This is a genomic window from Vibrio sp. 704 (assembly GCF_033339295.1).
Map to the genome: position 1 here is coordinate 1 of NZ_JAWOUH010000230.1, position 867 is coordinate 867.

Sequence of the window (867 nt, forward strand, 5' to 3'; positions counted from 1 at the left end):
AAAATGCCCCATTCCCCTTCATAGGTATGAGCAATTTCTCGTTTTGATTCGGGCGGTGTAAACACAATACGCGTCTGATCTTGACCCGATGGCCAGCGAAGTTCCTTCGATCTCGCAGGACCGTGCTTATAAACCAAGTCTTGGTCACCTAGCTCTAGCACAAATCGAGTAATGTGTTGATCTAGATATACGGGTTTCATACCAAACTCGACTCGTAGCGAGTTATCTGATTCAAAGAACGATTGTCTAATGCGTTTTGCCCTTTGAAAAACCGCAAGCGTCTCGGGCCTTACACCGATTTCTTTTTCTAGTCTCCAACGACTCTTAGACGTATCAACAAACGGCTCCAGATATTCTTGGAAGAACGAGTCCAACGTACCACCGTACCCGAAGAATCGTTGAAAGTCCTTTAGACGAACTTCCTTCGTTGCATTAGGTTCAAATGGGTATCTACCTGCTATAGTCCGCTGATAAGGACGCACTACATTAGTCACCCAAAGCTGATTTAGATGATCTTTAGAGCCGCTTTCTGCAAACTTAACCGATTCCTGTGACAACTCTCCCAACCATTGATTAAACGGTTTTGGTAAGAGATCTTTTGCTCTAGCAAAGGAGGCAGCAACATCCTGAGTCACCGTTCCATCCAATATGCTTTTGTAAGCAATTTTTTGATTGTTGCCAGAGCTAGACAAATCAGATAAGTACGAACGCAAATTCACCATCGCTTGCTGAATATCATCAAAGTCTTGTTCACTAAGTCGTAAGATTTCGGTGAAATGGGATTCAACTTCTTTACCTGGTAGAGCAACATTAAATCCATTCTCTTCAGGCAAATACATATCGAGTTTGTCTGCCGTATTAGAAAAC

General features: G+C 42.9%; 1 protein-coding gene. It reads right to left on the bottom strand.

The genetic code is table 11. The features are described 5' to 3' along the window. Positions 1–867: type VI secretion IcmF C-terminal domain-containing protein (locus tag R7R24_RS25630; protein ID WP_318119929.1), on the bottom strand; the 867-nt coding region annotated here is incomplete at both ends.